The organism is Streptomyces sp. NPDC043685, from assembly GCF_056436585.1.
This window is the reverse complement of the sequence record NZ_JBWKCH010000005.1, coordinates 192,408-217,111: the sequence shown is the minus strand read 5'-3', so window position 1 is coordinate 217,111 and position 24,704 is coordinate 192,408. Positions and strand designations below refer to the sequence as shown.

19 protein-coding genes and 1 pseudogene are annotated in these 24,704 nt (G+C 70.8%); 7 read left to right on the top strand and 13 right to left on the bottom strand.

The window, feature by feature from the left end; all coding sequences use genetic code 11:
• Positions 1-73: 73 nt before the first annotated feature.
• The 3 genes from AC0665_RS17925 to AC0665_RS17915 form a co-directional block, all read right to left on the bottom strand.
• Positions 74-679 (bottom strand): Rv1733c family protein, encoded by a 606-nt coding sequence (locus AC0665_RS17925; protein WP_478610321.1) that lies wholly within the window; start codon positions 677-679, stop codon positions 74-76.
• Between the two features lie 163 nt (positions 680-842).
• A complete protein-coding gene (locus AC0665_RS17920; protein ID WP_478705314.1) occupies positions 843-1,670 on the bottom strand; it encodes an MOSC domain-containing protein in 828 nt (275 codons plus the stop codon).
• A gap of 44 nt (positions 1,671-1,714) precedes the next feature.
• A complete protein-coding gene (locus tag AC0665_RS17915) occupies positions 1,715-2,143 on the bottom strand; it encodes a DUF6643 family protein (RefSeq protein WP_468405757.1) in 429 nt (142 codons plus the stop codon).
• 311 nt (positions 2,144-2,454) lie between these two features.
• Between AC0665_RS17915 and AC0665_RS17910 the strand changes: the two genes are divergently transcribed.
• Positions 2,455-3,744, top strand: coding sequence for a TerD family protein (locus tag AC0665_RS17910; RefSeq protein WP_478705313.1), 1,290 nt, complete (start codon positions 2,455-2,457; stop codon positions 3,742-3,744).
• Positions 3,745-3,760: 16 nt separating this feature from the next.
• On the opposite strand, the gene AC0665_RS17905 is transcribed toward AC0665_RS17910, so the two are convergent.
• Positions 3,761-4,951 (bottom strand): glycosyltransferase, encoded by a 1,191-nt coding sequence (locus tag AC0665_RS17905; protein ID WP_478705312.1) that lies wholly within the window; start codon positions 4,949-4,951, stop codon positions 3,761-3,763.
• Between the two features lie 39 nt (positions 4,952-4,990).
• On the opposite strand from AC0665_RS17905, the gene AC0665_RS17900 reads away from it, so the two are divergent.
• A complete protein-coding gene (locus AC0665_RS17900; protein WP_468405764.1) occupies positions 4,991-5,776 on the top strand; it encodes a glutamate racemase in 786 nt (261 codons plus the stop codon).
• Between the two features lie 115 nt (positions 5,777-5,891).
• Positions 5,892-6,446: a hypothetical protein gene (locus tag AC0665_RS17895; RefSeq protein ID WP_363117876.1), complete on the top strand. Its 555-nt coding sequence runs from the start codon at positions 5,892-5,894 to the stop codon at positions 6,444-6,446.
• 134 nt (positions 6,447-6,580) lie between these two features.
• Here the strand turns inward: AC0665_RS17895 and AC0665_RS17890 are convergent, their stop codons facing one another.
• Complete coding sequence (locus AC0665_RS17890; RefSeq protein ID WP_478705311.1) at positions 6,581-7,648, bottom strand: O-antigen ligase family protein; 1,068 nt, start codon at positions 7,646-7,648, stop codon at positions 6,581-6,583.
• Positions 7,649-7,871: 223 nt separating this feature from the next.
• On the opposite strand from AC0665_RS17890, the gene lnt reads away from it, so the two are divergent.
• The 4 genes from lnt to AC0665_RS17870 all read left to right on the top strand — a co-directional run bounded on the left by lnt (position 7,872) and on the right by AC0665_RS17870 (position 12,871).
• Complete coding sequence (lnt, locus tag AC0665_RS17885; RefSeq protein WP_478705310.1) at positions 7,872-9,488, top strand: apolipoprotein N-acyltransferase; 1,617 nt, start codon at positions 7,872-7,874, stop codon at positions 9,486-9,488.
• A 68-nt stretch (positions 9,489-9,556) separates the two neighbouring features.
• Entirely contained in the window at positions 9,557-10,036 is a 480-nt protein-coding gene (locus tag AC0665_RS17880; RefSeq protein WP_478610316.1) for an NUDIX hydrolase, read from the top strand.
• A gap of 54 nt (positions 10,037-10,090) precedes the next feature.
• Positions 10,091-10,891 (top strand): 3-hydroxybutyrate dehydrogenase, encoded by an 801-nt coding sequence (locus tag AC0665_RS17875; protein WP_478705309.1) that lies wholly within the window; start codon positions 10,091-10,093, stop codon positions 10,889-10,891.
• A gap of 75 nt (positions 10,892-10,966) precedes the next feature.
• Positions 10,967-12,871 carry a helix-turn-helix domain-containing protein gene (locus tag AC0665_RS17870; RefSeq protein WP_478610314.1) on the top strand — a complete coding sequence of 635 codons (1,905 nt, stop codon included), beginning with the start codon at positions 10,967-10,969 and terminating at the stop codon, positions 12,869-12,871.
• 48 nt (positions 12,872-12,919) lie between these two features.
• Here the strand turns inward: AC0665_RS17870 and AC0665_RS17865 are convergent, their stop codons facing one another.
• From AC0665_RS17865 to AC0665_RS17830, 8 genes and pseudogenes are all read right to left on the bottom strand, one after another.
• Positions 12,920-14,311, bottom strand: coding sequence for an MFS transporter (locus AC0665_RS17865; RefSeq protein WP_478705308.1), 1,392 nt, complete (start codon positions 14,309-14,311; stop codon positions 12,920-12,922).
• Positions 14,312-14,680: 369 nt separating this feature from the next.
• The gene (locus AC0665_RS17860; protein WP_478705307.1) at positions 14,681-15,994 is read right to left on the bottom strand and encodes an RICIN domain-containing protein; all 1,314 of its coding nucleotides are present in this window, start codon (positions 15,992-15,994) and stop codon (positions 14,681-14,683) included.
• Positions 15,995-16,337: 343 nt separating this feature from the next.
• Complete coding sequence (locus tag AC0665_RS17855; RefSeq protein WP_478705306.1) at positions 16,338-18,269, bottom strand: glycosyl hydrolase 53 family protein; 1,932 nt, start codon at positions 18,267-18,269, stop codon at positions 16,338-16,340.
• A gap of 86 nt (positions 18,270-18,355) precedes the next feature.
• Complete coding sequence (locus tag AC0665_RS17850) at positions 18,356-20,578, bottom strand: family 43 glycosylhydrolase (RefSeq protein WP_478705305.1); 2,223 nt, start codon at positions 20,576-20,578, stop codon at positions 18,356-18,358.
• Between the two features lie 216 nt (positions 20,579-20,794).
• Positions 20,795-21,166 (bottom strand): right-handed parallel beta-helix repeat-containing protein, encoded by a 372-nt coding sequence (locus AC0665_RS17845; protein WP_478610058.1) that lies wholly within the window; start codon positions 21,164-21,166, stop codon positions 20,795-20,797.
• Positions 21,051-21,651: pseudogene (locus AC0665_RS17840) on the bottom strand (glycosyl hydrolase 53 family protein). Before AC0665_RS17840 ends, AC0665_RS17845 begins: the two are co-directional and overlap by 116 nt.
• Before the next feature lie 1,124 nt (positions 21,652-22,775).
• Positions 22,776-24,014 carry a glycoside hydrolase family 5 protein gene (locus AC0665_RS17835; protein WP_478610059.1) on the bottom strand — a complete coding sequence of 413 codons (1,239 nt, stop codon included), beginning with the start codon at positions 24,012-24,014 and terminating at the stop codon, positions 22,776-22,778.
• Positions 24,015-24,255: 241 nt separating this feature from the next.
• A complete protein-coding gene (locus AC0665_RS17830) occupies positions 24,256-24,612 on the bottom strand; it encodes a hypothetical protein (RefSeq protein WP_478705304.1) in 357 nt (118 codons plus the stop codon).
• Positions 24,613-24,704 lie beyond the last annotated feature (92 nt).

Sequence of the window (24,704 nt, the reverse complement as noted above, 5' to 3'; positions counted from 1 at the left end):
GTTGTGCCGAACGGTTCGGCCGGACCACCGTAGCGTGCGCGCGGGTGGTGGGTTGACCAGAGCCGGAAGGCCGTCAGCTGCCGGTGCCCGTCCTGCCCCAGTCCGGGCCCGCCTTGTCCCATGCCTGGTCCCAACGGGCGTGACGGCGGCGCACCATGCGCCAGACGACCAGGCGTCTGCCGCCCTCTATGAGGCCGCCGGTCCCCAGGGCCGCGCCGAAGCCGGCGAGGACCGCGTGCGTGGAGGCCGTCGCCGAGTCGAGGGGGCGGGCCACCATCCGGCCGTGCCGGTCGGTCCATATCCGGAACCGGTCGCCCTGGCGAGGGTCCTTGAGGCTCGCCAGGACGGGGCCCCGGTGCGAGGTGCCGTCCGGCGCGGTCCAGTCGGCGAGGACGCGGTTGCGCAGGTCCCTGCCCGAGGAGGTCTCCGGGTCCGCGTCCAGCGGGGAGCGGTCCAGCTTGCGGACCACGGTGGCCGTCACCGGGTGCCGCGCCTCGTGCTGGGCGCGGACGGAGCGCTGCAGCGCGTCCTGAGCGGTTTCCCCGACGAGGGCCCCGGTCACCGGCGCGGCCAGCAGGATCAGCAACAGGGCGGCCAGCGCCACCCAGGCCTCGGCCAGGTCGGTCGGGCGGCACAGTGGATTGCGCCGCCAGCGCCAGAGTCCGCTGATCGCTCGCACCGCCTGCACCCCCTTCCCGCTCCGTGATACTCCCCGGCGGAGCCGTCCGCGCGCGGACCCGTCGAAGAGAGAGCGAGATCACCTCTCCCCGGGGCCTCTCATGAATTTCTCACACAGGCCCAACGCCCGGGCGGGCGGCGCGGTTCCCGCTTCCGCCGAAGAGCTATTCGAGGACGGTGACCGGGTCGCCGACCCGGATCGTGCCGCGCGACAGCGGCACCAGGTTCTGCCCGAAGACCAGCTTGTCGCCGAGCCGTCGGTGCCGCCCGAGGCTGAACAGGGGCTCACGGCCGCGCTCGCCGGTGCCCTGGTCGGTGGTGGTCACCACGCACCGGCCGCAGGGCTTGGCCACGCGGAAGCGCACCCGGCCGACGGCGAGGAGCGACCAGTCGTCCTCGGCCCAGGCGGCGGTGCCCGCCACGACCACGTTCGGCCGGAAGCGGTTCATCGGCAGCGGTCCCTCGGCCGCGTACCCGCCCCGCGCGATCAGGGAGTTGAGGGCGTCGAGCGAGGCCGTCGTGGTGAGCAGCAGCGGGAAGCCGTCGGCGAAGGAGACGCTCTCACCGGGCCGCGCGTACTCCGGGGCGAGGGGCCGGCGCACGGCCGGGTCGTCCATGTACGCGAGGCGCACCTCGATGCCGAGGAAGGAGCTGAACCACGCGTGCGCGGCCTCGTCCTCGGCCGGGACCGCCTCGACCTTGTCGCGGAAGATCTCCACCGGCACGGTGACCAGGGCCCGCGGGACCGGCACCGTCAGCGGCCGCATGCCGGGCGCGGACAAGCGGACGCCGCCACCGGGCAGAAGCTCGGCGGCGGCGAGCGCGAGGTGTGGCTGCCGGCGTTGCGTGACGACCTTTCCCCCGTCGTCGATCAGCACCCAGCGCCGGTCTCCGGCCAGCCCCCAGGGCTCGACGACGGCCTCCCGGGGCGCCAGGCCCCGGACCGCCTTGACCGGATGGACATGGATCGAGTGCAGGTGAGCGTTCCCCATGGGGCCATCGTGCCAGTCGGCACCGACAGCCCCCGGAGGTCGGCTCAGTACCCGCGGTACTGCTGGTTGTTGTACGGGTCCTGGTAAGGAGCCGGGGCCGGCCGGGGAGCGGCGGGGCGCATGGCCTCGTAGCCCGCGGGGGCCACCGGACGCGGCTGCTGCGGCTGGGGTCCGGGGTAGCCGCGCGGGGCGGTGGCCTGCTGCGGGATGTAGGCCGCGGGCGCCTGTTGCAGCGGTGCGGGTTGCTGCGCCTGCGGGTAGCCGTAGGCGGGCTGGGAAGGAGCTGCCGGAAGGGCAGGCAGCGCCGAGGGGAGGGCGGGCAGCTGGCCGCCCGGCATGTCGTACTGAGCGGGGACCCGGATCGGGGCGATCTGCGGGGTGCCCCGCTCGGCGACGAGCTTGTCGTAGATCGGGGTGTCCGGGAAGGAGGCGGAGTAGTAGCCGCCGCCATAGGTGGAGCGGGGGGAGGTCATGGGACATAAGTTAAGCCCACGATGTGCTGGTTGGGGAGACCGATAAGAGGGTTGTTTTCCGTGTCCGCAGTGACCCGGCATCCCCAATGCGAGCGAACTCGTCAAAAAGGGGCGGCGAACGGGCTCCTGATGCGGTAAAGGCCGAGCTCCGGGCGGGTTACCCGCGGTCGGCGACCGGATCTTCCCGGTGCTTCACGCAGGAGACTTCGCCCCGGCGAGGAATAGGTTGTGCGGAGCGAACGCGCCGGACGGAACACGGCGGACGGCCGGGGCAGGCCGGCCCGTGACACGCAATGGGGGCTGACATGCAAATGCTGAAAGGTTCAAATACTCCGGTGCCCACCGCGGCACTGCGGGTGGAATTGGGATGGCGCACCGGACCCGGAGTGCCCGACGCCGACGCCTCCGCTTTGCTGTTGGTGAGCGGCAAGGTCCGCTCGGACGCCGACTTCGTCTTCTACAACCAGCCCGCGCACTCCTCCGGCGCGATCCGGCACGAGGGCAAGCGTGACGCCGGAGGCCGGGTCACCGACACGCTCCTCGTCGACCTCGCGCGCGTGGAGCCCGCGATCGAGACGGTCGTCCTCGCCGCCTCCTCCGACGGCGGCCCGTTCGGGCGGGTCCCCGAGCTGTACATCGAGGTCCAGGACGCCGCCCAGGGCACGCCGGTGGCCCGCTTCGACAATCCGGGCGCCACCACCGAAACCGCCTTCGTGCTCGGCGAGTTCTACCGCCGCCAGGGTGCCTGGAAGTTCCGCGCCGTCGGGCAGGGCTACAGCAGCGGCCTCGAAGGGCTGGCCACCGACTACGGCATCACGGTCGACGAGCCGCAGCGGCAGCCGTCCGCCCCGGCACCGGCCCCGGTCACGGCCCCCGCCCCTCCCGCGGCCGCACCGCCCGCCGCGCACACGCCCCCGCCGACGCCGCGGCCCGCGGCCCCGCCCGCCACGCCGCCGGCCCCCGTCCGCCTCACCAAAGTGACGCTCACCAAGTCGGCCCCTTCCGTCTCCCTCACGAAGCAGGGCGGCACCTCCGGCACGCTGCACGTGAACCTCAACTGGGAGGTGCGCAAACAGTTCTCGGGCTGGAGCGGCAAGTTCGGGCGCCCGGCCGCGATGCACTCCGACCTCGACCTCGACCTGTGCGCGCTGTACGAACTCAGCGACGGCAGCAAGGGCGTCGTCCAGGCCCTCGGCAACAGCTTCGGGGCGCTGCACCGGCCGCCCTACATCCACCTCGACGGCGACGACCGCACCGGCGCCGTGTCGACGGGTGAGAACCTCACCGTCAACCTCGACCACAAACACGCCTTCCGGCGGATCCTCGTCTTCGTCACCATCTACGAAGGCGCCCGATCGTTCGCCGACCTGAACGCGTCGGTGACGCTCCAGCCGCAGTACGGGGCGCCGATCGAGTTCTCCCTCGACGAGTGCACGGTCCCCTCGCTCGTGTGCGCGCTGGCCCTGATCACCAACACCGGCGGCGACCTGGTCGTCCAGCGGGAGGCGCGCTACCTGGTACCCGACCGCGGGGTGAGTCCGCAGCGGACCGTCGACCACGCCTACGGCTGGGGCATGAACTGGACCCCCGGCCGGAAGTGATTCCTCCCGGCCGCCGTCAGCCCTCGTCGGGCACGGCCTCAGGACGGGCGTAGGTGCGGCCCTTCCACGCCGCACCGCGCCCCCGGTAGTGCTGCACCGCCGAGTCGACCGTCATGAGCAGATAGAGGAACGCGGTGAGCGGCAGCAGGGGAGCGAGCCACAGCGGCTGCCGGTAGTAGCGGAGCATCGGCACGTACGTCCCCGCCATGACCAGCCATGCCCAGCCGCCGAGGACCGCCGCCGCCGTGCGGCCGGTGACGAGGCCGGACAGGAGCGCCACCGGCGGGATCAGGTACACCAGCACCAGCCCGGCGACGGTCCCGGCGAGCAGCGCGGGGTTGTATTGCAGCTGGGCGTACGCGCTGCGCGAGACCATGCGCCACAGATCGTGCAGCCGCGGATACGGCCGCACGCTGTCCACCCGCTCCGCGAGCCCCAGCCAGACACGGCCGCCGCCGCGTTTGACGGCCCGGGCGAGGGCCACGTCGTCGATCACGGCGTGCCGGATCGCGTCCGGGATCCGGACCCGCTCGGCGGTCTCCGCCCGCAGCAGCACACAGCCCCCGGCGGCCGCCGCCGTCCGCCCCTTCCCGGCGATCCGGCGGAAGGGGTAGAGCTGCGCGAAGAAGTAGACGAACGCCGGCACGACGAGCCGCTCCCACACGCTCTCCACCCGCAGCCGGGCCATCTGGGAGACGGCGTCGAACCCACCGGACCGGGCCGCCGCCACCAGCTCGCGCAGGCTGTCCGGGGCATGCGCGATGTCGGCGTCCGTCAGCAGGAGGTACTCGGGACCACGCGCGCGTGCCAGCCCGATGCCGTGGCGCACCGCCCACAGCTTGCCGGTCCAGCCCGCCGGGGGCTCGCCCGGTGAATCCACCGTCAGCGGCAGCCCGCCGTGCCGGCGCGCCAGCTCCCGCGCCAGCTCACCGGTGCCGTCCGTACTGCCGTCGTCGACGAGGAAGATCTCCGCCCGCCCCGGATAGTCCTGGGCCAGCAGCGACGGCAGCGCGGCGGGCAGCACGGCCGCCTCGTCGCGGGCCGGCACGACGACGCACACGGACGGCCACACCCGCGGCTCCTCGCGCGCGGGCAGCCGCACATCCGTGCGCCAGAAGAAGCCCTGGCAGAGCAGCAGCCACAGCCAGGCGAGCAGTGATCCAGCGGCGGTCCACACAACGGCGCTCACGCGCGCAGTCTGCCCCACGGGAGCTGCCCGATACGGCTCATCGTCTATCGTGATCGGGTGAAGATCGCGCTCATGGACTCCGGAATCGGTCTGCTGGCGGCCACCGCCGCGGTACGGCGGCTGCGCCCCGACGCCGATCTCGTGCTCTCCCTGGACCCCGACGGCATGCCGTGGGGCCCGCGCACCCCGCAGGACCTGACGCGGCGTGCCCTGGCCGTCGCCGAAGCCGCCGCCGCGCGCCGCCCCGACGCGCTGATCGTCGGCTGCAACACCGCGACCGTGCACGCGCTGAGCGCCCTGCGCGCCCGCCTGGAACCCGGTCTCCCGGTCGTCGGCACCGTCCCGGCGATCAAGCCGGCCGCGGCCGGCGGCGGGCACCTCGCCATCTGGGCCACCCCGGCCACCACGGGAAGCCCCTACCAGCAGGGCCTGATCCGGGACTTCGCCGACGGTGTGCCGGTCACCGAGGTGCCGTGCTGGGGCCTCGCCGAAGCCGTGGAGCACGCGGACGAGACGGCGATCGACGCGGCCGTCGCCGCGGCCGCCGCCCTCACCCCCGACGAGGTGACCACCGTCGTCCTGGGCTGCACCCACTACGAGCTGGTAGCCGAGCGCATCCGGACCGCCGTCCAGCGCCCCGGCCGCCCGCCCCTGGTCCTGCACGGTTCCGCGGGTGCCGTGGCCGCCCAGGCGCTGCGCCGGCTCGGCGAGCAGCCCGCGCCGGGAGCCACCCCGCACGGCACGCTCACCGTGCTGCTCAGCGGACGCGAGGGCGGGCTGCCCGCCGCCGCGCTGGCCTACGACGAGGGGCGCCTGCTCCAGGCGGTCACGCCGGCCGGCTGACCCGGACGTCGTCACCGACGGTCGTCGGCGGCCGGTGCGAGCACGCCGCCCGCCCGGTGCAGTCACGCTCCGCCACCAGGTACCCGCGGAGCGAAATCTGAGTACCCTCAAAGACATGAGGGACCACCGCCACGGCGAGAACGCCCCCCACTCGCACTCGGACGTCTGGACCGGCCGTGCCACGAACCGGGTGCAGTGGCTGCTGGCGCTCGTGGGTGCCGCCTGCATGGCGCTCGGCATCGAGCTGGCCGTCGACTCGGCGTGGAAGTCCGGCATCGCCCCGCTCGTCATGGCGGTCGTCGGGTGCATCGCCGCCGGTCTGCTGGTGCTCTTCGGAACCCTCGCCTTCGTGCACGTCGCCCTGCGCGTCGACGAGGAGCACCTCGAAGTGCGCTGCGGTCACATCGGCGTGCCCCGCCGCCGTATCCCGCTCTCCCATGTGGCCGGCGCCACCTACATCTCGCACGTCACGCCCCGCCACTGGGGCGGCTGGGGCTACCGCTGGCGGCCCGAGAGGGGCACCGCGGTCGTCGTCCGGCGCGGCGAGGGCGTCGAGCTGGAGCTGTGGGACGGGCACACCTTCACGATCACCGTGGACGACGCGGAGGCTGCCGTGCGGGTGATCGAGGCCCGGCTGCGGCCCACCAAGCCGGGTGCTCCCACGCACTGAGCCGCCGCGTTCCCGTCACCGGTTGTGATCGAGACGATGATCACCCAGTGTGATCGCCGGCCGCCGCGGGGAACGGTGCCCACCGGCTCACCACGCGGAACCCCGGACCGGTCACCACGCCGAACCCCGACCGCTCACCACGCGGCGGCGCGTCCCGCTCCGCGTGTCTGTGTCTCCGGAGTACGGCCCGACGGTTCGAGGGGGCGGGCCGTGGCCATGCCCGCCAGCAGGCCCGCTCCCACCGACACCGCGGTGAAGCTCAGCGCGTTGCCGATCGCGGCGATGGCGGCGAGCGCGGTCAGGGCCGCGCCCGCCGTGAGCGCCACCGGGGTCGGACGCGGGCCGCACCACAGGGCGTACAGCACCCAGCCGAAGGCCGCCGCCAGCAGGAGCACGCCGACGACGCCCTGCTCGGCCGCCTGCTGCAGGGGCGCCGAGTGGGGCTTGCCGTCGGACAGCAAAGACTCGGCGGACGTCGCGCTCAGCTCCCCGAAACGACCCGGGCCCGCACCGAGGGCGGCGTCCTCGCCCGCCAGCCGCCAGGCGTCCTGCCACAGCTCGACGCGGTGCGGTGTCAGGCGCCCCTCCAGCGCGGCCACGAAACCGCTCGGCACGGCCCGCGCGGCGACCAGCCAGACCACACCGGTAGCCAGGGCGGCCACGGCCGCCAGCACGGTCATCCCGGCGCCGCGACGACGGGTGCGGCCGGCGGCCAGCGAGCACACCAGCACCGCGAGACAGGTCACGAGCCCGCTCGTCGAGCCGAGCACGGCCGCCAGCCCCGCGACCGCGGCGGCCAGCAGGCGCAGGGCGAGGCGGACAGCCTTGACCGGGGCGGCCCAGGCCGCGCAGCACGCGGCACCGGCCGACAGCGTCAGCACGGCTGCGGTGGCCCCGGCGTGCCCCAGGGGCGCGGCGATCTGCGGGCCCGGGGCGAGATGCGGAACGGCCACGGCCAGCGCGACGCCGGCCAGCGCCCCGGCCAGGGGCGCGCCGACCGGCAGCAGCGCCCCGCTGATCCGCCCGGCGGCGTACCCGGCGGCCATGGCCAGCACCGCGAGCAGCACCCCCTCGGGCCTGCCGTCGTGCACGGCCGCCGTGATCAGGGACCAGCCGGCGCAGGCCCCCAGCACCACGACACCGGCCGCGTCGGAAACGATTCGTCTCTCACCGTCCGCGTCCGCCCCGGACGCAGCCGCCATCCCACTGGAACCCACCCCGCCCCGCCCCTCGCCCCCGGCGCCCCATCGCCCTGACCTGTGAAGACCCCGGCCGGTCCGGGCCACGACGGGCCCGTACGACGGAGGCTTGGCACACCGTAACGGCTGGTGAAGGGTTTGGGGATGTGTCGTGACGAAATGAACAGGGAGCCCGCCGTGCGGACCGCGCTGTCGGCTCCCTGGCCACGCGCCTTAGACTCCGGGAGTGACCGTCACCGCAACCTCCGTCGGCGAGTCGGACCAGCTGGAACAGCGGATCGCGCCCGGAGCGCGCACGTGGGTCCGGCGGCTCGTGCGTCTCGTCCCGGCCGCCGCAGCCGCCCTTTCCGGCCTGCTCCTCTACGTCTCCTTCCCGCCCCGCACGCTGTGGTGGCTGGCCCTGCCCGCCTTCGCCGGCTTCGGCTGGGTGCTGCGCGGTCGCGGCTGGAAGGCGGCCCTGGGTCTGGGCTACCTCTTCGGCCTCGGGTTCCTGCTGCCGCTGCTGGTGTGGACCGGAGTGGAGGTGGGGCCGGGGCCATGGCTCGCCCTGGTGGCGATCGAGGCGCTCTTCGTGGCCCTGGTCGGTGTGGGTGTCGCCGCCGTGTCGAAGCTGCCCGGCGCGCCGGTGTGGGCCGCCGCGGTGTGGATCGCCGGCGAGGCGGCACGCGCGCGCGTGCCCTTCCACGGCTTCCCCTGGGGCAAGGTCGCCTTCGGGCAGGCGGACGGGGTGTTCCTGCCGCTCGCCGCGGTGGGCGGCACCCCGGTGCTCGGCTTCGCGGTGGTCCTGTGCGGCTTCGGACTGTACGAGGTCGTCCGGCTGGCCGTGGAGCGGCGGCGGACCGGTGAGGTGCGGCGCACCGCGGCGGCCGTGGGCCTGCTGAGCCTGGCCGTCCCGGTCGTCGGCGCCGTCACGGCCCGGCCGCTGGTCAGTGACACGGCCGAGAACGGCACCGCCACCGTCGCGGTGATCCAGGGCAACGTGCCCCGCGCGGGCCTCGACTTCAACTCCCAGCGGCGCGCGGTACTCGACTACCACGCACGCGAGACCGAGCGTCTGGCCGCCGAGGTCAAGGCGGGCAAGGTCGCGCGGCCCGACTTCGTGCTGTGGCCGGAGAACTCCTCCGACATCGATCCGTTCGCCAACCCCGACGCCCGCGCCGTCATCGACGCCGCGGCCAAAGCCATCGGCGCGCCCCTCTCGGTCGGCGGTGTCGTCGAGCGGAACGGCAAGCTCTACAACGAGCAGATTCTGTGGGACCCGGCCAAGGGCCCCGTCGACACCTACGACAAGCGCCAGATCCAGCCGTTCGGCGAGTACCTGCCGCTGCGCTCGCTCATCGGCGCGATCAACGAGAACTGGACGGCGATGGTCCGCCAGGACTTCAGCCGGGGCACCGAACCGGGCGTGTTCACCATGGACGGCGCCAAGGTCGGCCTCGTCACCTGCTACGAGGCCGCTTTCGACTGGACCGTGCGCTCCGAGGTCACCGACGGGGCCCAGCTGATCTCCGTGCCCAGCAACAACGCCACCTTCGACCGCAGCGAGATGACCTACCAACAGCTCGCCATGTCCCGGGTCCGCGCGGTCGAGCACAGCCGGACCGTGACCGTGCCGGTCACCAGCGGGGTCAGTGCGATCATCATGCCGGACGGCCGTATCACCCGGAAGACCGGCATGTTCGTGGCCGACTCACTGGTGCAGAAGGTGCCGCTGCGGTCCTCGCAGACCCCCGCCACCCGGCTCGGCATCCTGCCCGAGATCGCCCTCGTGCTGGTCGCGGCCGGCGGACTCGGCTGGGCCGTCGGCGCCGGGCTGCGCGGGCGACGCGCCGGTGACGCGTAGCCGTACGCCGGTCGTCCGCCGCCCGAAGGGCGCCGTGCCGCCGCGACCGGCCCTTTAGGGTCGACGGCATGGCTACTCCCGACTTCATCCGCACACTGCGTGCCACCGCCGGTCATCAGCTGCTCTGGCTCCCCGGGGTCACCGCCCTCGTCTTCGACGACGAGGGCAGAGTGCTGCTCAACCGCCGCGCCGACACCCGTAAGTGGTCCGTGATCGGCGGCATTCCGGACCCGGGGGAGCAGCCGGCGGCCTGTGCGGTGCGGGAGGTCTACGAGGAGACGGCCGTACGCTGTGTCGCCGAGCGGGTCGTCGTCGTCCAGGCCCTGGAGCCCGTCACCTACGACAACGGCGACACCTGCCAGTACATGGACGTCACCTTCCGCTGCCGGGCCGTCGGCGGCGAGGCACGGGTCAACGACGACGAGTCGCTGGACGTGGCCTGGTTCGACGTCGACGCGCTGCCCGAACTGAACGAGTTCGGGCTGCTCCGGATCAAGCAGGCCCTGTCGGACGACCCCACATGGTTCGACCCCACTGCTTCTGACTGAACTATGGGGCCAGACCACATGGGGTGGGGCAGGGGCGCTGCCTAGGGTCGAACCATGACCGCGCCCCGTGCCCTCCTCGCCCCCCACGCCTCCCCGCTCGACCTGGGCGGACGCACCGCGCTCGTCACCGGTGCCGCCGGCGGTATCGGCCGGGCCTGCGCGCTGCGGCTCGCCGCCGCCGGGGCCAAGGTGAGAGCCGTCGACCGGGACGCCGCGGGCCTGGAGGAACTGGCCGGCCAGGGGCGCGGCCTCGCCGGCACGGTGGAGCCGCACGTCCTCGACCTCACCGACCTGGACGCCGCCGAACTCGCCGCCGCGGGCACGGACGTTCTCGTCAACAACGCCGGGATCCAACTGGTCCGTCCCCTGGAGGAGTTCCCGCCCGAGGTGTTCCACACGGTGCTCACCGTGATGCTGGAGGCGCCGTTCCGGCTCATCCGCGGGGCCCTGCCCCACATGTACGGACAGGGGTGGGGCCGCATCGTCAACGTGTCGTCCGTCCACGGGCTGCGCGCCTCGGCCTACAAGTCGGCCTATGTGGCCGCCAAACACGGCCTGGAGGGACTGTCCAAGACCGCCGCCCTCGAAGGCGCGCCCCACGGAGTCACCTCGAACTGTGTGAATCCCGCATATGTGCGCACCCCCCTGGTCGAGAAGCAGCTCGCCGACCAGGCGCGGGCACACGGCATCCCGCAGGAGCGGGTCCTGTCCGAGGTGCTGCTCCAGGACAGCGCCGTGAAACGGCTCATCGAGCCGGAGGAGGTCGCCGAGGCCGTGGCGTACCTGTGCGGTCCCCAGGCCTGCTTCGTGACCGGGACCTCGCTGGTGCTCGACGGTGGCTGGACCGCCCACTGAGCAGCCGGTCCCGTCGGCCGCGAGAGTTGTCCACAGGGCTGACGGGACGGGCCGGTCATGGTGAATCCTGTGAGCATGTCCAGCGATCATGCGCAGTCCGCCGAGATGCCGTTCCTCGAGCTCCTGGCCCGGGGCGCGTCGGCCGACGCCTATGAGCAGCCCGAGCTGCTCGCGCGCGCCGAAGGGCGCCCGGCGGAGTGGATCGCCGCGCTCCGGCGGGCCAAGCCCCTCGCCCTGCGCGTACGCGCCGAGCTGGAGGGGCGACGCCGGCGCGAGGCCGAGCTGTCCGCCCTGTTCGAGACCGCCCACGACCTCGCCGGGCTGCGCGATCTCGACGCCGTGCTCCAGGCGATCGTGCAGCGCGCCCGCTCGCTGCTGGGCACCGACGTCGCCTACCTCAGCCTGCACGACACCGAGCGCGGCGACACCTACATGCGGGTCACCGAGGGTTCGGTCGCGGCCCGTTTCCAGCAGCTGAGGCTCGGGATGGGGGAGGGCCTCGGCGGCCTGGTCGCCCAGACCGCGCGCCCCTACGTCACCGACGACTACTTCAAGGACGACCGGTTCCAGCACACGCTGGCCATCGACGCGGGCGTGCGGGACGAGGGGCTGGTGGCGATCCTCGGCGTGCCGCTGACCCTCGGGCACCACGTCATCGGCGTGCTGTTCGCCGCGGACCGCCGCGCCCGCGTCTTCGAACGGGAGCAGATCGCCCTGCTCGGCTCGTTCGCCGCCCTCGCCGCTGCCGCCATCGACACCGCCAACCTGCTCGCCGAGACCCGCTCGGCCCTCGCCGGCCTGGAGCGGGCCAACGAGATCATCCGGGACCGCAGCGGCGTCATCGAACGGGCCTCCGAGGTGCACGACCGGCTCGCCGAACTCGTCCTGCGCGGCGGCGGCGTGCACGACGTGGCCGCCGCGGTCTCCGAGATCCTCGACGGCACGGTCGAGTTCGCCGAGGCCTGGGCCGCGCCGGCCGAGCCCCTGCGGAAGTCCGGCGCCGAAGGGCACGCGGTGCTGCACGAGCAGGACTGGATCGCCGCCGTCGCCGCGGGAGGCGAACTGCTCGGCGCACTGGTGCTGCGCGGGCATCCGGGGCTCGACCCGGTCGACCAGCGCACCCTGGAGCGGGCCGCCATGGTCACCTCCCTGCTGCTCCTGGCCCGCAGATCCGCCGCCGAGGCCGAACAGCGCGTGCGCGGTGAGCTGCTGGACGACCTGCTCGACGCCCGCGACCGCGACCCGCGCCTGCTGCGGGAGCGCGCGGCCCGGCTGCACGCCGACCTCGACGCCCTCCATGTGGTGCTGGCGGCCCGGCTGGAGGGCGGTGCGGCCGACGCCGAGCAGGAGGCGGACGCCCGCAGACGCCTGGCGGCGGCGGCGTCCCACCTGGCGGCCACCCGGCACGGCCTGGCGGCCGCGCGCGACGGGGGCACCGTCCTGCTGCTCCCCCTCGCCCCCGGCGACACCGCGACCGGCCTCGCCCGCCGCGCCGCCCGGCACCTGGGCACAGCCGTCCACGCACCGGTCACGGTCGGCGCCTCCGCACCCGCCGACGACCTCGTCACCCGTCCCGACACCGTGGCCACGGCCTACGCGGAGGCCCGGCGCTGCCTGGAGGCCCTGCGTGTCCTGGGCCGTTCCGGGGACGGGGCCGCCGCCGAGGACTTCGGCTTCCTGGGCCTGCTCCTGGCCGGTGACCGGGACATCCCCGGTTTCGTCGACCGCACCATCGGCCAGGTCGTCGCCTACGACCGGCGACGCGGCACGGAACTGCTGCGCACCCTCGACGCGTACTTCGCGTGCGGGATGAGCCCCGCGCGCACCAAGGACGACCTGCACGTCCATGTGAACACGGTCGCCCAGCGGCTGGAGCGCGTCGGCCGTCTGCTCGGCGACGACTGGCAGCGACCGGACCGCGCCCTGGAGATCCAACTCGCCCTGCGACTGCACCGGTTGTCGGAGGCCGCACCGCACTGACCCCCGCACGCACGGGGCGTACGGGGGCCGGTGGGCACGGTTGCCGGGTCAGACCGTGCGGGCGTCCTCCACAGGGCTGTCCGCCCGCTCCGCCCCCTGCTCGGCGGGAGGAGTCACATCGGCCAGATCCCGGTGACGGGTCTCGTCGGCCGCCGCCACCGCGACGACCGTGAGCACCGCGGCGGCGATGACGTACAGCGCGATCGGCGTGGAGCTGCCGTAGTCGGACAGCAGCGCGGTGGCGATCAGCGGCGCGGGCGCGCCCGCCGCGACCGAGGCGAACTGGGCGCCGATCGAGGCACCGGAGTAGCGCATCCGCGTCGCGAACATCTCCGAGAAGAACGCGGCCTGCGGCGCGTACATCGCCCCGTGCAGCACCAGCCCGACGGTGACGGCGAGGAGCAGACTGCCGAAGCCGCCGGTGTCGATCAGCGAGAAGAAGGGGAACATCCACAGCCCGACCCCGACCGCACCGATCAGGTACACGGGCCGGCGCCCGATGCGGTCGGACAGCGCGCCCCACGCCGGGATGACCACGAAGTGCACGGCCGAGGCGATCAGCACGGCGTTGAGCGCGGTCTGCTTGGAGACACCGGCCGAGGTGGTGGCGTAGACGAGGATGAACGCCGTGATGACGTAGTAGCTGATGTTCTCCGCCATGCGCGCCCCCATCGCGACCAGGACGTCACGCCAGTGGTGCCGCAGCACGGAGACGAGCGGCAGCTTTTCGGCCTCCGCCGAGCGGTCCGCCTTGCGGGCCTCGGCCTGCGCCAACGCCTCCTGGAAGACCGGCGATTCATCGACAGACAGACGTATCCACAAACCGACGATCACCAGCACCCCGGACAGCAGGAACGGCACCCGCCAGCCCCAGCTGCCGAACGCGGCGTCCGACAGCAGCGCCGTGAGCAGGGACAGCACCCCGGTGGCCAGCAACTGCCCCGCCGGCGCGCCGGTCTGCGGCCACGACGCCCAGAACCCCCGCCGCCGGGCGTCCCCGTGTTCCGACACCAGCAGGACGGCACCGCCCCACTCCCCGCCGAGCGCGAAGCCCTGGACCAGCCGGAGCACGGTGAGCAGCACCGGCGCGGCCGTGCCGATGGAGGCGTGCGTCGGCAGCAGCCCGATCGCGAAGGTCGCCCCACCCATCAGCAGCAGACTCAGCACCAGCAGCTTCTTGCGCCCGAGCCGGTCGCCGTAGTGCCCGAACACCAGCGCGCCCAGCGGCCGGGCGGCGAATCCGACCGCGTAGGTCAGGAAGGACAGCAGGGTCCCGACGAGCGGGTCCGAGTCCGGGAAGAACAGCTTGTTGAACACGAGCGCGGCGGCGGAGCCGTAGAGGAAGAAGTCGTACCACTCGATGGTGGTGCCGATGAGGCTGGCGGCGACGATGCGCTTGAGGCTGGCGGGGGGTGGGGGAGCGGTCGCGGGGGAGGACATCGGCACCACTTCCAAGCGGTCGGCGGGGACGGTTGTGTGTCGCCATACCGTAGGAATCCGCAGGTCAGTGGCGTATGTGGTGGGACACCATAGTTCTGGATGTGGAGGTGCGTGCGGCCACCATGAGGGCGTCATCGGAGGCTCTGCGAGAGCCCCGATCGAGAGAGCACTGTCCGAGTTGCACTGCTCGGGCATGATGTGGAGGTGGTGTGCCGACTCCCGTGCTGGTTTGGTGCTGACTGCAGAGTGTTCCAGTCGATCCAGGGGCAGTCATTGTGATGCCCTTTGAGACGGGTGCGCGAAGGATTGCCGCCGCATGCCGGGGCACCGCCCGCCCTGTTGCCCGAGCGGTGCCCCGACAGGTCCCGGTCAGACGCGGCGGCGGGTGAAGCGCTGGTTGGGGTTGCCGCTGTAGGTCCACTGGGAGATGCGGGCGCCGTCGGCGGTCGAGTACTCCCAGACATCCATCGCCAGGCCGGACTCCCGGTTCACGAGGCTGATCACGCCACCGCCGTGGTCGACCACGCGCCACTGCTGACTGGTGGCACTGGTAACAGCCTGTTGGACGACGTCCGCGCCGGTCGCGGTACCGGTGGGCTGGAGGAACAGGCCACTGTGCAGTGCCTTGACGCGGACGTGGCCGTTACCGGCGTCGACGAACTCGAACTGCTGGTTGGGGCGATTGCTGGTGGTCCGCTGGACGAGCTGTGCGCCAGTAGCGGTGGAGGCCGCGTTGATCTCGGCGGCCTTGCCGCTGTGCAGGGCCAGCAGGGTGTAGAGGCCCGGGCCGCCGGGCGAGGCGCCCAGCCGGGCTTCCCACCTGGTGTTGGACCCGGACGCGTCAGCTGGGAGGCGGTCCCGGGCGGCGGTGTCGCCGTACATGGTCCAGCGGGCCCAGTCGACGACGGTCCTCGGGAAGCGCTGGTCGCTCCAGAAGCTGGTGTGGCTGCCGCCGACGAAGGTGAGGAACGCCTTGGGCCAGTTCATCTCCGCGTACGCCTGCCGGGCCGAGGAGTACTTCGTGGTCGAGTCCCGGTCGCCGTGCACGAACAGGACCTTGGCCGAGACCGAGCCGGACGGGTTGCCCATGTCCACGCAGGACTGGGGATTAGCGGAGACGATCCTGCTGTCGGGCCAGGAGGTCAGCAGACCGTGGGTGACCATGCCGCCCAGGGAGTGGCCCGCGACGCCGACGCCGATGCCGGTGTTGATGTGCCCGGCCAGCGGTCCGCTCGCGTTGAGCGCGAGGGTGTTGGTGATGATCTGCGAGACGTCCCTGCAGGTGTTGCCGTTGTTGACGTCGTTGAAGTTGTGGTTGAAGTGCGGGGCGGGGACGACGAAGCCCGCCGAGGCCAGGGCCCGGATGATGAACAGGGAGTTCTGCGGGCTGCTTCCGAGGCCGTGGGTCATGTTGTAGAGGGGGAAGATTCCGCCGGCGACCGGGGCGTCCGGCACCGGGTTCCCTCCGGCGGTGCCGGTGGCCGGGTAGTAGACGTACGTGGTGCACGGGCGGCTGCCCCGGGTCCAGTTGTAGCGGCGCACGCCGACCGCGAACGGCGTGGTCGGTGCGGTGTCAAGTGGCCCGGCGGCGGCCTGTGCCTGGCCTGCCCCCAGCAGGGACAGGCCCACGCCCGTCGCTCCGGCCGCGCTCATGCTGAGGAAGGTCCGTCGTCGCAAGGTCATGGTGACTCCTTGGGTGCGGGGATTGGTGGGGGGTTTGCGTTCGGCTGGTCCCGTTGCCGGGTGCGTCCCGTCGGCGGAGGCCGACAGGTCGACGGGGCGCACGGCGCAACAGGGGTGTGGGTGCTCCTGCCACCCGCGAGGGGCGGCAGGAGCGGCGTGCGGTCGGTCGGGCGCACCGGATGTCGGGGAGAGTGTGGCCGTTCCGGTCGAACACGGCCTGGTTTCCCCAGGCGCTGCCGCAGTTGTTGCTGTCGGCCACCGAGTGAGCGGAGCCACGCTGTGAAGCAGTGATGGTGTCGCCGGTGCCGTCGTGGTCTCGGCGGTGCGACGTCGGTGAGGCAGGCTACGAGGTGGTCACGTCGTGTTCGCCGTGGCGGGGCATGACGTCGATGACCGCCGTGACCGGTCCTGTGCCGGTCGTCCCGGTGGCCGTCACCTCACCCGGCCTGTCTGTCGCGCCAGGCGGCAACGGCTGCCAGCGGACGGGGACACGGGTGATCGTGTTGTTGGCGGTGGTGAGCATGTGGAGGGAGGAGGGCAGCTTCGGGGCGGCTCCCACCACGGTGGCGGTGTGGACGGTGTCCTCGAGGATGTGCTTGGCCCGGCTGGCGTTGAAGACGTTGATGGAGGCGTGCGGCTCCCAGGTGTTCGCCAGTCCTGGCACGGCCCGGAACATGGGCTGGTAGCCGGCCGGCTCCCACACCAGGACACCTGAACCTCGGTTGTCGACCACGTCGTTGGCGGCCTGGAACACCCTCCGGATCGCGTCCGCCTGCCCCTGAATGGTGCGCGGGTACGGTGAGTTGGGCAACGGCGAGCCGTCGCCGCCCGACGCGGGGTAGGCGGTTTCGGCGATGTCGATCTCGTAGCCGGGGTAGGTGGTGGCCATGGTGTTGAGGTTGAGATCCAGCGCCTCGGGCGTACCGTGCCATTCCGGGTAGTACGAGATGGCCAGCACATCGGGGTTCTGGCCCTTCGCCTTCACCCGGGTGAGGAACTGGTGCCAGAACTCCATGGTTTTGGCGAGCTTGTCCTTGTCGACGATCACGTGTATCTCGACCTTGGATGTCGGTGACGCGTCGCGGACGGCCTTGATCCCGGCCGCGGCCAGGGTGGTGAACCGGTCCCACGCCTGGTCGTAGAGCTCCCGCTCCGCCGGGTCGGTCGACCGCCAGTACTTCCACAGCAGGCCGCCGCCGGGCTGGGACTGGTAGATATCGGCCTGGTCGACGAAGTACGGCGGATTCGTCGTGCCGATATGTGCCGCCTCGCTGCCGTACAGGAAGCCGTTGATGATCTCGTTGCCGACGGCCACCTTCTCCGGCGTGGTGCCCTGCCGGATCAATCGCTTCAGACAGTCGGCGGTGAAGTCGTACACGGCCTGGGACAGGTCCGTGAACTCCAGCTCGGCCCAGGCACGCGGTTTGGGCTGCTTGCTCGGGTCGGCCCACGAGTCCGCGTAGTGGAAGTCGATCCCCAGGCTCATGCCCCGCTGCTTGATCTGCTTGGCGGAGGCCAGTGAGCGCTCCGGGCCCTGACGCGGTATCGGCGTAGGGTGGCCGGTGCTTTCGCTGCGCGGCTCGTTCCAGATCCGCAGCCGGGTGTGCCGCATGCCGCGGTCCGTGGCCACGTCGAGCAGATGGGGCCCGGCGCCGCGGTCTTCGGCCAGGGGGTCGACCCAGTATTGCTGGTCCTGGACGTCGTCCGACCAGGACAGATCGGCGCCGAGGGTGAGGTCCTCGCGGAGGTAGTTGAAGACCTGGAGCTCGCTGACACCTGCCCGGGCACGGCCTGGCCCGTCTGCGAAGGTCAGCCGGACGAAGCGCGTTGCCGGCCGGGTGAACAGGTGCACCTCCCCTCGCGAAACGGCTCGGTTGTGGGATCTGTCGGCAATGGTCTTCCACCGGCGGCCGTCGGATGAAGCCTCGACGACGTACCGGTGGGCCACGCCACGGTCCGGGAAGAGCACCTTGACCTTGCGCAGGTTGTCGTAGGTTCCACCGAGGTCGACGGTGAGCCACTGCCGGGCGCCGGGACGACCGGGTTGCCAGGACGTCGTCGGGTCGCCGTCGATGGCCAGACGGGCGTTGGACGAGCCGGTGGCGGCCGTGGCCGCGGCCCAGGGTTTGGCAGCGATATTGCTCTCGATCGGCTTGATGTCCGCGGTTCCGAAGGTCGCGTGGGCCGACTCGGGCCCCATGAGTAGGTTCGCGGACACCATGGTGGCCAAGGTCGTCGTGACCGCGACGGCGCGGGGCAGACGCTTGCTGTTCATGTCCTTCTCCTGACGACGGGACGTACTTGCGGCATGGGCTGTTCCGTACGCCCTGCCGGTCGAGGAGACCGGCAGAGCACGGGATGTCAGCCGGCCGCGGCACCGACATCGAGGTAGTCGACGTTGGGCAGTCCGGCCGCCGCGGTCGGATCCAGCCGGATGGTGTTGCTGCCGGCGTTCAGCGCGACGGTCACGGTCTTGGTCGTCCACGTCGTCCACGCACCGGTGGACTCGAACGAAAGCGCCCCTGCCGTGACTCCGTTGACGACGAGGTCCGCCGGCCTGGCACCCGTGGTGGCGCCATTGGCGAACCGGATCCCCAACGTCGCCGTACGGGCGGTCGCGGAGTTCACGGTGAACTCCGCGAAGGCCCCCACAGCGCTGTCGCCGTTGCAGAACCCGCTGCCGGAGTAGCCGGCTTGATTCGAGTCGATCGTGCCCCGGCACTGTGCCGGAGCGGTCTCCGCCTCGTAACGCCCCACAGGCGCTGGTGTGTCGGACGTCTTGACGAGTGAGAGCTGGTCGACGGTGACACCGCTCGAACCCGACGCCCGCACGGTGACGGTGGCGGCGCCGCCGGGCAGTTCTATGCCGGTGAGCTCGCGCTTGGCCCAGCCGCCCGACGACGGAATGCCGAGGGTGCGTTGGCCGCCGTTGGCGCCGGTGACCACGACCTGTCCGGCGCTACCCCGAGCGTGCAGGGAAAGGGTGTAGGTGCCTGAGGGCACCGACTCGATCCGCTGCTCGACGCCGCCGCTGTTGCTCACCTGGAGGGCGAAGCGAGACCCGTTCGCACCACCGTTGACGTTGGTCACCGAACCGCCGAGGTTCCGCCATCCCCGCACACTGGAGACGATGATGCGGTCAGCCTGGATGTCCGGATTGAGGATGTAGTTGTTCGCCTGCCCGACACGCCACTCTCCGGTCGTGACGTTGAACTGCCACTGGCTCACCGAGTGGAACTGCGGCCTCGCGCCGGTCTTGGTTATCGGCACCCACTGGTTGTACCCGATGCCGTTCCAGGCGAAGTCGGCCCAGCGGTCGCCGGCGTAGATCACCGTGTTCTGCTTGGTGCCCTTGACCGTCACGAAGAACCCGGTCTGGGTCACGTGACTGTAGTCCATCTCGGTGCCGGCAAGGACGTACTCGCTGCTGTACGAGCCCTGAACGTTGCTGCTGGTCGACTCATTGACGTAGTTGACCGAGGTGTTCCAGCCGTGCAGGTCCGACGCCGCGTGGTAGTACTTGCCGTCGAGCTTGAACATGGCGTTGCCCTCGCGACCGGCGCCGCGGCGGATCTCCACGCCTGGCTCGATCCGCAGCGAGTCGGACTCCCGGAACTTTGCCACGAAGCCGCGCGACCGTCCTTCGCGGTTGGAGAAGATCAGGTAGTCCTTGCCGTTGTCGTCGGTGAAGACGGTCTGATCCCCGGTGCCGGTCGTGGGCGAGTTGGTGATCTGGGTCTGGAAGTAGCCGTAGTCGAAGGTGTCGGTGGGTGAGTCGCCCTGCAGCAGCAGAACGCCGTGCCCGCCCCTGCCCGTGTGCCACATCTGCACGGCGAGCACGTACTTGCCGGTGTTCTCGTTGTACGAGACGCCGAGCCGCCCGACCCAGCCCGCACCACCCAGGTTGGCGCCGCTGCCCACGCCGGTGGAGCGCGTCGCGACGCGGTTCTCGAACTTCCAGTTCACCAGGTCCTTGGACGAGTACACGGGGATCGAGACGAAGCTGACGTTCCCGTCGTACTTCCTCGTCGGATTGGCGCGATAGAGCTCGGCGCCGGTGTAGTGCACGCCGTACCAGTAGTAAGTGTCACCGAACTTGAAGACCCCGCCGCCCTGCGAATAGATGGGGTTGCCGCTGGTGTCGTTCCAGAAGGTGTTGTTCGTGATGGTCTGGAACGTGCCCTCGTCGGCGGCCTTCAGCTCGGCTGCGGAAGTCATCAGCGCCGTCTTGGCGGTGGCGACCTCCGAGGCGGCGGCCGACGTGTCGTCGGCGACACCCGCCGCGGCGGTCAACGCCTTGGCGAAGGGCTTCCAGGAGTCAGCCGTGTACTTCGTCGGAGTGCGCGTCTGATAGTCGGACACCAGGTACTCGAGGCCGCGATCCACCGCCGGTCCGGCAGCGGCACCCTGGTCTCGGAGCTCCCCCTCCTGCGTTGCCCGTGTCTCCGTTGCAGGTGCCTCCGCCGCAGCGGTGCTCGCCGAGAGCGGTGTCGCCAGCGCCAGGGACAGCAGTGCGGCGCCGGTCAACTTCCAGTACTTCGACGCCACACGCGATCTTTTCCTCACGATGTCACCTTCCGTCACTCTCAAAGGCGCCGAGATCCGGCGCACTTCCGCTTAAGGGCAGTCCCACGTCGGTGCCCCTGTCGATGAGGGCACTGTTCGCCGCGGGACGGAGGTGGGGCAGCACGGGCAGGGTCGCGTCGGTGCGGCGGGGCGCGTCCCAGCCGGACGTCGACACACTGTGGAACTGGGCGTCCGACAGGGGGACGCCGAAATTCCAGGAGTTGTACGCGGCGTTTAGCCGGTGTTGTTGAAGAAGTCGTCGGCCACCGGGTGGTGGTTGGCGTAGAAGCCGGCCGCCTTGTTGAGGAACGCCACCGAGGAGCGGACGGTGTGCCTCGGCGCGTTGGCCTCGTAGTCGCCCGCGTAGCCGCCGGACTTGAAGCCGGCTCCGTTGCCGGAGCGCGTCGTCGTCCCCGGCACGTACCCGTTGCGCCAGGCCCACGAGTCCTCGATGATCACGGGAGAGTAGGTGCAGATGAGATCGAACCCGTCATCGGCGTTCCACCACGATCGGCAACCCCGGAACACGTTCGCGGGGCGGCCGGCCGGCGTGTAGTGCGAACCGAACCCATCGGCGTTCTCGCCGGGCCCGTCGTGGCTGCGCACAGACCGTCGAGTTCGGTGACACCGCCTTGACCTGGGTGTAGGCCGCGTTGAGCAGCCCGGTCATCTGCGCCGGGCTGGAGACGCTGCCGACGGGGCGGCAGATCCCGCTGTTGATCTCGTTGCCGATCTGCACCCAGGCCGGGAGCACGTCGTTGTTCTTCATGACGGTCATCGACTGGTTCACGTACGTGTTCATCGCGGCGAGCATCTGGCTGTAGCCCATGTTCCGCCAGGCGGCGGGCGGGTTCTGCACACCGACGGAGTTCCAGGTGTCGCCGAACATGTAGTCCAGCATGATCGACATGCCGGCGGCCTTGACCCGCTTGGCGAAGGCGGCGACCTCGTTGATGGAGCAGTGGCCGTTGCCCGGGTCGCCGGACGGGTTGACGAACGTACGGAGCCGGACGGCCGTGATGCTTGAGGATGGTCAGCAGGTCCTGCGTCTGGCCGCTCGCGTTCTTCCAGGAGCAGCCGCGCGCCTCCATCTGCGGCACCCGGCTGATGTCGACGCCCTTGACGAAGCTCACCGCGGCCTCGGCGGGCGTCGCTTCGGCGAACGCGACGGCGGTGGCGAGCGCCCCGGCGGTGGCGGTGGTGACCTGGAGCAGGGTTCGCCGGGTGATGCGCCCGGCAACTGGTGTGGGGGGTTGCAGGGGCATGGTCGGTCCCTTCCTTGCGTCGGCCGCGGGTGAGACGTCGCGGGCGGCGGAGAGCGGGTCAGAGAGACCTCCAGGAGCGAGGCGGGTACATGGAGCAACTGACGCTCAGGCTCAAGGAGTTCGTGTAGCCGCGTGCGATCCCAGCCGATGCGCCTCCCTCGGTGTGGCAACAACTGAGGAGGCTGGAGTGCTCACGAGTGGCACGTGTCGAAGGGGGCGGCCTTGGCGTGCCAGGGCGCTCCTCCAGGCCGGGACTGTGAGCGATCACAGAGGTGTTGCGGCGGAAGTGCGCAATCACATCACGACGAACTTGAGGTGCATCACGCAGCTTCTCGATCGGGCACGAAGCTGTCAACCATTATTCACCAATCCATGGAGAAGCAGTGCGATCCTTTGGGTCGGGGACTCGCTGTACCTCGGTCGTGAGCTGTCTGAAACGGCGGGAGTCAGCCCAGCTCAAGTGCCCTTTCAGTAGGAGGGCGGCGACGAGGACGGGACTGCGCACGGAGACCTTTCGTTGGCTCGCACCCGCACACACTCGAACAGAAAGAGCCAACAAATGCTTGACGGGCTATCAATGAATTCTTCTCCCTTCCTCGCCTCTGACCGCCCCAGGCCGGGCCCGTCGGCGCTCGTACGAGGGCAGGCCGATGTCCTCGGGATTCAGCCGGGCTCCGAGAGACCGCAGAAGCTCCTTGAGCCCGGCCCGTCGGTCAGTCCGGCAGACACCTCGTCGTCGGCCGCTCCATGTGAAGACCTCGCTGTCGTCCGTTTGCGGAACGTGCTCCCAGATGCGGAGCGGCGTAGCTTCTCCGGCTGGTCGGCGCGCGGTTGACGGAATGGCACACCGTGTGGCATCGCCACCCTGTCCAACTGCGCGCCCACGAGGTATGCAGAGGTACGTAGCCGTCGTCGAGATTCGTGTCCTGCTACGTGCCGGATGGAAGGCCCTACGTGCCGGATGGAAGGCCGGAGCCGGCAACACTGCCGCTGACGCCGGCCATGATGGCGTTGATGATGCCCTGCTGGGTGACCGTGAGGGAGCGCCGGTTGAACAGCCCGAACCCGTACCGATCGGTTGCACCGTTGTCCCAGTAGACGGTGGCCGCGCCGTATTTCTTGGCCGTGGCCACGACGGCCCGTGCGAAGTCCGCGCGATACCTGTTGTTCGACGAATCGAACGATGACTTGTCGATGGCACCGTACTCGCCCACGACTACCGGATACCCCTTGGTGGCGAACACATCGCGCATCATCTTGAGCTGCGCGTCCAGATAGTCCTCCTGTCCCCAGGTCGACGTCCGTGATGGGTTGGTCGCTGCTCGGCCCCATTGCGTGATGGTGCCGTTCTCCTCTCCGGCGAAGTCCCAGGGAGCGTAGTGATGAACGGAGATCATGATCCGCCGCTCATTTGCCGGAATGGAAGGGGAGCGGTACTGATCGGACGGAAGCGCGAACCCGTAGTTTCCCGCGGTGTAATCGATGTTCGTGTTCCAGCCCGCCACGAGCAGCCACCTCGAACTATTGTTTCCGCCCGTTTTCCGTACGGTGTCCACGAAGATCTGGTTGTAGCTGTTGATGTTCGAGTAGCACGGTTGGGTCGGGCGGCCGTACTGCCCGTCGAATTCCTCGTTCATGGACTCCAGGACCAGGCGCTGGTCGTAGTTCTTGAACCTGTTCGCGATCTGCTGCCAAGCTTTCTCGTACTTGGCCTTGATCGTCGCCTGGGAAGGTGAATCACAGATCAGCCAGGAGCCGTTGACGGTCTTGTACCCGTCGCCGTGCATGTTGATCAGCACATGCAGACCCCTGTTGTAGGCATAGTTGACGACTTCTTGGACTCTGTTCAGCCAGGAGGCGTTGATCGTGTAATTCGGGCCGGGCCCTATGTATCCGAGGTAGGAGACAGGGATCCTGATTGTCTTGAACCCTGCCGCCCTCACTTTGTCGATGAGGGCCTGTGTCACCGTCGGCTGGCCCCACGCTGTTTCGCTGGGGTATCCGTTGGTGGTGGCTTCGAGTTGGTTCCCCAGATTCCATCCCGCGCCCATGTCGGCCACGATCTGTGAAGCGCTCGACTGTGCCGCGGTATCGGCTGATGCCTGCGGCGAAGTACCGTACACCGATGCGGCAACTGCCAACAGGACGGCAAGGGAAATGACTCTGATCTTCCCTGCTATTGAAGCCATGACTTTCCTCTCTTGCGTCCTTGAGGGTGTCGGACCCCCAAGTGGATCTATCTGTACGAGTGGGAGCGGCCGGAGCCGTCGGCTGTTCGGGCGGTGGCGTCCGCCCTGGCCTGGAAACGAGCACAGTCGATTGCGCAGCGGCTGACCTCACGGGCGCCCGTGGGCGGCCGCGCATCCTGCACCGCCCTGATGCGCGGCGATCACGGCAGCCGCGCGCACCCGGGCCGTGCGTGGTTGCTCCTCAGCGCAGGGCGGATTCCCAGGTGGTCGTGCTGGAGGTGGCATCGGCGCGAAGGCGGTCGCGGGAGGCGGTGTCGCCGTACAGACTCCACCGCATCCAGTCCACGAACGTGTTGACGGTCCGGGAGTCGCCGAAGTAATTGCTGTGGCCGGCGCCGTGGAAGGCCTTGGCGGCGGGCGGTTCCCGGTACGCCTGGCGGGCAGAGGAGATCGGGCACGTTCCGTCCCGGTCGCCGTGCGTGAACAGGACCTTGGCGCGGACCGTCGGGCTCGGGTTGCCCATGTCCACGCAGGACATGGGGATCGCGGCGGTGATCCGTGTGTCGGGCCAGGACGTGAGCAGGCCGTGGGTGGTCATGCCGCCCATCGAGTGGCCGGAGGCACCGACTCCGACCGCTGTGTTGATGTGGCCGGCCAGTGGTCGCCGGCCGTGTCGAGGGCGAGGGTCCG

Bases quoted from the DNA above. Each gene is read 5' to 3' on its own strand.
- AC0665_RS17920 (WP_478705314.1), bottom strand. From the start codon at position 1,670: ATGGGGAACGCTCACCTGCACTCGATCCATGTCCATCCGGTCAAGGCG.
- AC0665_RS17915 (WP_468405757.1), bottom strand. From the start codon at position 2,143: ATGACCTCCCCCCGCTCCACCTATGGCGGCGGCTACTACTCCGCCTCC.
- AC0665_RS17910 (WP_478705313.1), top strand. From the start codon at position 2,455: ATGCTGAAAGGTTCAAATACTCCGGTGCCCACCGCGGCACTGCGGGTG.
- AC0665_RS17895 (WP_363117876.1), top strand. From the start codon at position 5,892: ATGAGGGACCACCGCCACGGCGAGAACGCCCCCCACTCGCACTCGGAC.
- AC0665_RS17890 (WP_478705311.1), bottom strand. From the start codon at position 7,648: ATGGCGGCTGCGTCCGGGGCGGACGCGGACGGTGAGAGACGAATCGTT.
- AC0665_RS17880 (WP_478610316.1), top strand. From the start codon at position 9,557: ATGGCTACTCCCGACTTCATCCGCACACTGCGTGCCACCGCCGGTCAT.
- AC0665_RS17875 (WP_478705309.1), top strand. From the start codon at position 10,091: ATGACCGCGCCCCGTGCCCTCCTCGCCCCCCACGCCTCCCCGCTCGAC.
- AC0665_RS17870 (WP_478610314.1), top strand. From the start codon at position 10,967: ATGTCCAGCGATCATGCGCAGTCCGCCGAGATGCCGTTCCTCGAGCTC.
- AC0665_RS17865 (WP_478705308.1), bottom strand. From the start codon at position 14,311: ATGTCCTCCCCCGCGACCGCTCCCCCACCCCCCGCCAGCCTCAAGCGC.
- AC0665_RS17860 (WP_478705307.1), bottom strand. From the start codon at position 15,994: ATGACCTTGCGACGACGGACCTTCCTCAGCATGAGCGCGGCCGGAGCG.
- AC0665_RS17855 (WP_478705306.1), bottom strand. From the start codon at position 18,269: ATGAACAGCAAGCGTCTGCCCCGCGCCGTCGCGGTCACGACGACCTTG.
- AC0665_RS17835 (WP_478610059.1), bottom strand. From the start codon at position 24,014: ATGGCTTCAATAGCAGGGAAGATCAGAGTCATTTCCCTTGCCGTCCTG.
- AC0665_RS17830 (WP_478705304.1), bottom strand. From the start codon at position 24,612: ATGACCACCCACGGCCTGCTCACGTCCTGGCCCGACACACGGATCACC.